General features: G+C 61.4%; 5 protein-coding genes. 3 read left to right on the plus strand and 2 right to left on the minus strand.

Annotated features, from left to right (window positions below; genetic code table 11):
• Both ABT24_RS15275 and ABT24_RS15280 read right to left on the minus strand, forming a co-directional pair.
• The coding region (locus tag ABT24_RS15275) for an arsenate reductase (azurin) large subunit (RefSeq protein ID WP_286738235.1) at nt 1–2228 on the minus strand (2228 nt) is incomplete at its 3' end.
• A gap of 21 nt (nt 2229–2249) precedes the next feature.
• Complete coding sequence (locus ABT24_RS15280; protein ID WP_013124475.1) at nt 2250–2789, minus strand: arsenate reductase (azurin) small subunit; 540 nt, start codon at nt 2787–2789, stop codon at nt 2250–2252.
• 208 nt (nt 2790–2997) lie between these two features.
• Between ABT24_RS15280 and ABT24_RS15285 the strand changes: the two genes are divergently transcribed.
• From ABT24_RS15285 to ABT24_RS15295, 3 genes are all read left to right on the plus strand, one after another.
• Nucleotides 2998–3888, plus strand: a complete 891-nt coding sequence (locus tag ABT24_RS15285; RefSeq protein WP_064971669.1) for a substrate-binding domain-containing protein — start codon at nt 2998–3000, stop codon at nt 3886–3888.
• Entirely contained in the window at nt 3885–5381 is a 1497-nt protein-coding gene (locus ABT24_RS15290) for a sensor histidine kinase (protein WP_286738239.1), read from the plus strand. The genes ABT24_RS15285 and ABT24_RS15290 overlap by 4 nt, the downstream gene beginning before the upstream one ends.
• Nucleotides 5382–5609: 228 nt before the next feature.
• The coding region (locus tag ABT24_RS15295; RefSeq protein WP_286738241.1) for a sigma-54-dependent transcriptional regulator at nt 5610–6439 on the plus strand (830 nt) is incomplete at its 3' end.

Below are 6439 nucleotides of genomic sequence, written 5' to 3' on the forward strand. Positions count from 1 at the left end.
ATGATCGCTACCGGGTAACGGCCGGTGATGAATTTGTCGTACTGGTCGTTGTACCAACTCTGCCAGACTTCGTTGAAGCGTCCGTTGTTGATCCAGAACTTGAACTTGGCTTTCTGCTCGGCCGCCGGCTTGAGCATGCCCGGCCACTTGGCGGGAAAGACCTGGATCTTCCCGGAAGGGGTGTCGAACTTGTCGTCCGGGTAAAGCGTCGGAGAGCCCACGAACTGGTCGCCAGTGACCGATTTGATCGGCATCTGAACCCCGTTGTTCCCCACCTTGCGCAGCAGCGCATAGGTGGCCATATAGCCGGTGTCGTAGCCTTCACTGTCGATCTTTGGCGCTCCGGGTCGACCCACACGGCGGAAGCCGTCGTTGAAGGCGTCTTCCGGCGTTTTCCAGTCGAAACCAGAAAACCGCTCAGCCATCTTGGCATTGCCCTCGGCCTTGTACATGGCCTCAATGGTCTGGGCGATGCGCGCGGCGATCAGGCAATCGGGCAGCGCCTCTCCGGGCGGCTCGATGAACTGCTCGCTCAGGCGCAAGCGCCGTTCTCCATTCATCGAGGTCAGATTCATTTCGCCGGGCAATGCGCCTGGGAACATGACGTGTGCGGCTTCCGCCAGCATGACCGGATAGATGTTCATCATGCCCACGAACAGCCCGCCTTTTTGCGTCGCAGCATAGATCACATCGACCATCTCTTTGGGCGTGGCGCCCAGCGCCCCCGCCATGGCCTTGCGCACGATCTGGCTGCGACGAATCACCGCTTCGCGCAGCGCCTGGGCGTTGTTGGTCGTCTGGAAGTTGTTGTCCGCCCAGTAGGTCATCATCTTGCCCTTGCCGTTGATCAGATAGTCATCGACCTCGATCAACTTGTCGTGCCGCGGAATCGGCACGCTCGACGCGGGATAACGCGCCTTCGGTTCGGGATAGGGCGGACGGGTGTATCCCTCCTGGTGCCCCCCCATGCGCACCCAACCCGTGCCGCGGCGGCTTCCCACGTTGTGGGTGGCGGCGACCACGGCTCCCATGGCCTGCTCGGTCACATAGTTGTTGTTGCCCCAGATGATGCCCTTCTCGAAGGCGATCATCGTTCGCGGCAATTTGCCAGGCGCCTTGGGCTTGAAAGCCCATTCGGCCGCCTGCTTGATCTGCGCCACCGGAATACCGGTGATGCGGCTGCACTCATCGAGCGACATGTGGTTGGCCTTGACGGCAGCCTCGAAACCTTCGGTGTGCTGGGCAATGAAGTCTTTGTTGATCCACCCCTGGTCAACGATATAGGTGAGCAAGCCATTCCACAACGCGGCGTCAGTGCCGGGATTGATGGCCAGATGCAGAACCTGATCCTTGGCGATGCTCTCGCTGATCGCAATCGAAGGCGTACGGCGCGGATCGACGAAGATGAACTTGCCTGCGGCCACCGGCTCGCCGGGGAACATTTTTTTCTTCTTGTCCACGGTGGCCCCTTGCAGATTGGGCAGCCAGTGCACGAGAAAATAGTTGGTCTGGTTTTCGTAGGGGTTGTTGCCGTTGGTCCAGATCACATCGGCGAGTTCGGCGTCTTCGTAGCTGTTGTTCAGCTCGAAAATGCCCATGTCCCGATTGCCGAAGCACTCGGAGTTGTAGGCCGGCCGGTTGTGGATACGGCAAGTCGGCGTCTGGATGGCCGAGAACACCAGCTTTCCGGTGCCCCAGGTATTTTCGAATCCGCCACCCGCGCCGCCATGGTCGAACATGGACACGGCAATGGCATCAGGCCCCTCTTTATCGAGAATTTTCTTGACCATGCCAGCGTAGAGTTCCAGTGCGTAGCTCCACGAAGTGTCCAGCCATTCCCCGCCCTGATAGACCCGTGGATGCAGCAGGCGCTCCCGGGCGATGCCGTCTGCGTTGTAGTAGTAAGAGGCCATCCGTCCGCCGCGGGTGGAACTCAGTCCCTGGTTCACGACGCACTCTTTGTCGGGAACGATCATGATGTTGTACCGCTTGCCATTGCGTCCCGTGAGCACATTGGTCATCGCCGGGGTCATGGTGGTGGCGAACGGCGGGAGCTGTTGACGAAAGTCCAGCCCCAGGGCGTTTTGGTCGGGAGCGCGTCCGCCTTCGCGGTCGGCGTCCCATTTATAGGCGTGATAGCCGCAGCCGACGATACAGAACTGGCAGGTGAGATTGGTTTTTTGCGCATCGACGGGAGGAAGTGCGACGCGGTCTTTGAATTGCGACATGGTGAAGTCTCCTTGATCGGTTTACAGCACGTTGGCCTGACGGCCGTAGATCAATCCCGTGACAGCAACGGCGTGAACCGTATCGTTGCCTTCGTCGTAGCTGAGCTGGATCTGCGGCAGGTCTTCGGTGGCCTGACCGCAAATCATCTGGCCCGATTTTTCAGGGTCGAACATGCTGTAGTGGCAAGGGCACTTGAAGCTGCGCGTCTTGGCGTCGTATATCAGCGGGCAGCCCATGTGGGTACACAGGCTGCTGTAGGCGACGATGTCGCCATCGGGCCCCACGCCACCGGCCACGCGCTGGCCCATCTTGATGGCCACACAGGGCGAGCCCGCATCGGGGTAATTGAAGGGCACCGGGGTGTTGGGCTGCATGGCCTTGGCCTTGCCCACGGCGGCTTTCGGGTAAGGCAGCACGGCCATGCCCGCCGCAGCGCGAATGGCCGCAGCGTCCGACTCTGCCGCCATTGCGGGCCCAACCGGGCTGACGGCGGCGCCTACGCCTGCTACGCTGGTTCCGGCTACTTTCAGAAAGATGCGGCGCGATACCTTCTCAGTCATGATGTCTCCTCTTGCTGTTGTTACGCACTTGCGCACTACTTTCAATTGCAAGGGATGTGCCCATTAATCCTTCGACCAACGCCCAAGCGATTTCTTCATGGGGTTCAAAGACTTGCGCAACGGGTTCGATTTTCTGACGGCCTCCCCGCGTTACGCGGACGTAACGTCTCGGGCGATTTCCTGTTTCGTTGACGTAACACCCTGAACCATGAACCGCCGCGATCTCCTTGGTTTTTCAGCCTCGCTGGCCCTTTCCAGCTTGCCCTTGCGCGCCCAAACGCTACCCCGGGGCGCCGCTTTTCGCTTCGGCGTCACCGATGTGTTTCTGCACGATGGCGCCATTCATCTCTGGCAGGACTATTTGCAAAACCAGCTGGGCATGCCGGTGCAGATCCTGCAGAAATCGAGCTATCAAGAGGCTTTGGAGGCGCTACGTTCGGATGAAATGGAGGCCGCCTGGATCTGCGGCTTCCCTTATGTCGTCGCCAGGGGTTTTGTCCGCTTGTGCGCGCAGCCGGGCTGGCATGGGCAGCCTTGGTATCGCAGCTATCTCATCACCGGCGCGGCGCGCACGCAGGCCCATTCCATCGTCGATTTGCGTGGCGATGTGTTCGCTTTCGACGATCCTCTGTCGAACTCGGGTTATCTCGTGCCGGTGGTGGCCCTGCGCGCGCTCGGACAAACACCACAGAGCTTTTTCCGCCGCACGTTCTATACCTACTCCTTGCATAAGGTGGTGGAGGCAGTCGGCAGCGGTCTCGCCGATTCAGGAACCGTCGACGGATACATCTGGGAAGTGCTCATGAAGCGTCAGTCGCAGGCTGCGCTCAAGACGCGCATCGTCGCCAAATCCCGGCACTATGGGTTTCCGCCCGTCGTCACGCGCAAAAATCTCGACACGGCGCTTCACACCCGCCTGCAATCTGTCTTGCTCTCGGCCAAGAATGATGTGCAGGGCCGGGGCTTGTTGCGCAGTCTCGATCTCCAGGACTTTCTGTTGCCGCAGGAGAGTTGGTTCGACGGCATTGCTGAACTTGCCAGGGTTCTCGACGGTACGCATTCTCCCATTCCGTTGTCCGCCATCTACGCATCCGCATGAGCGCCGCGCCTCCCGGAGACAGCGAACGCACCGCGACGGCGCCAAAAGCGGTCCGCCTGCGGGTATTGCCTGAGCTGCCGGGGGGGCTGCTGTTGCGCCTGCCGCTGATCGCGGCCACTCTAGTGGCGCTGGCTGCACTGTTGATGGCAGCAGGCTTGGGCTTGCTCACGCGGCAATATCTCATCGAAGATGTCGATGCGGGCGCCTACCAGGCGGTCACCGCCTGGGACAAGAGCCTGCCGATTCTCATCCAGCAGGACAATGTCTGGGGCGCCTATGAGGCGCTCACCTCGGTGACGGGGGATCAAGTCGCCTCGACGCCGCAGGGTGCATCGCTGGCGGTGATTGTTGGCACCTCAGACCAGGTGTTCGCAAGTTCCGACCCCAAACTGTTCCCCACCGCGCAGGTGCCGGTCTGGACTCCATTGTGGGCGCCAGGCTCTCTGCGGGTGAATTCACCTTTGAGCGTGGCCAGTGCGCATCCGGGATTGTCGCCCCCCATCCAGAGCGGCAATTGGCGCATCTATATCAGTGCGCTTCGCGCCGATTCGGGTGCGAGCGTCGGCACACTGGTTTATGCGGTGAGCGATGCGCTGTATCGCCAGCGCTTGACGTCGATGACCTGGTGGGTCGCCAACGTCACCCTGCTGGCGATGGCCGTATTCGCCCCCATCGTTTGGGTATTGACCCGTCGCATGCTGGCTCCGCTTGCGCGCCTGCAGGATGCGATGGCCCGCAGCGACGACGCCACGCGGCGCATCAGCGCCGAGCTTGCCGCGCGCAACGATGAGGTCGGCAGGCTGGCCGCAGCGTTTGGTCGGCTGTTGGAGCAGGCCGAGCGCGCACGCCGCGCCGAAAACCTCGCCGCGGCGGGCGCGCTGGCCGCCGCGACGGCGCACGAAATCAACAACCCGCTCGGCGGGATGCTCAATGCGCTGCGAACGGCAAAGCGCTTTGGTCAGTTTGACGCCACCACCGGCCAGGCGATCGATCTGCTCGACCGCGGCTTGGAGCAACTGCGAAGCATTGCGCAGACGCTACTTGCACAGACCCGGCCGGATGAGCGCGATCTACTCCCTAAGGACTTTACCGATCTGATTGAAATCATTCAGCCCTGCCAGCACGAGCGCGATGTGCAGGTGCAATACCGCATCGATCTGCCCAACGCGCCAATCGCCGTGGCCGCCGGGCCGATGCGTCAGGCTACGCTCAACATCCTGCTCAACGCCTGCCATGCAGCACTGCCGGGATCGACCATCGAACTCGACGTCGATCTGCACGGTGGCGCTCTGTGTGTGCGGGTACACAACCGGGGAGCCGCACCTCCTGCGGCGCTGCTCGCAGCTGTGGCGCCGACCAGCATCCCGGAGGAATCGGGCTTCGGTCTATGGGAGAGCCGCCGGCTGCTCAGCGACGTCGGAGGCACGCTCAGACTCGCCCATGCCAATGGCATCACCACTGCGACCATCGACATCCCCTTGAGGCGCCGATAAGCTGAACTGACTTCGGTCTTGCCCAAAGCGTCCAGGATCGCCGCATCGCCCCGAAGAAGAAACCGCGGCGCCGGGGGCAAGGTCTGTCTTTGCTGGCTGAACCGATTGCGCAAGCTGCTGGTGCGCTGCGAGAAATACTGCTCCATCACCACGAATGGACGTATCGGCATACGATTGGCTTACACAGATCAGGGACAGACCTGGCAAAAAACCCGAGGAGATGACATCTTGACCACCCCGACTGTCTTGGTCGTCGAGGACGATCCCATCATGGGCGAGTCGCTGCAGTTGCGCCTGCGCCTGGAAAACTACAACGTGGATTTGGTGAGCGATCTTTGCGCCGCGCGCAAGGCGCTGCAGACCCGTCTGTATCCGCTGGTGCTCAGCGATATCCGTCTGCCCGACGGCGACGGCGGTAGCCTGCTCGCCACCATGCTGGAGCGCTACGGCGGCTGCTGCCCACCGTTGGTGTTCATGACCGGCTACGGCTCGGTTGAACAGGCCGTTCGCCTCGTGCGCCAAGGAGCCTGGGACTACATTCAGAAGCCCTTCGATCTGGACGCACTGATCCAGCGCATCGGAGAATGGATGCCCCCGGGCACGCATGACGACGACGCATGGTTCGGCATATCGCCAGCGTCGCAGGCGCTGGAGCAGCTGATCGACCGCATTGCATCTCTGGATTTGCCGGTGCTGATTCAGGGTGAATCAGGTACCGGCAAAGAACTGGTGGCGCAGCACATTCGCGCCAGGATTGCGGCGCAGCCGGGAGCCCGACACGATCTTCCGATGGTGGCCATCAACTGCGCGGCGATTCACGAAGGACTGCTCGAATCCGAACTATTCGGCCATGAGGCGGGCGCGTTCACCGGCGCCAATAAACGGCATCATGGCGTCTTTGAGCGGGCCAATGGCGGCGTGTTGTTTCTCGACGAAATCGGCGACATGTCCATGCCGGTACAGGCCAAGTTGCTGCGCGTACTGCAGGACGGACAGGTTTGTCGCCTGGGCAGCGAAAAGGATCTGCATGTCTCGGTACGCCTGATTTGCGCCACGCA

Origin of the sequence: Thiomonas sp. SCN 64-16, assembly GCF_001725585.1 — a bacterium.
In the GTDB taxonomy this organism is placed as follows: Bacteria; Pseudomonadota; Gammaproteobacteria; order Burkholderiales; family Burkholderiaceae_C; genus Thiomonas; species Thiomonas arsenitoxydans.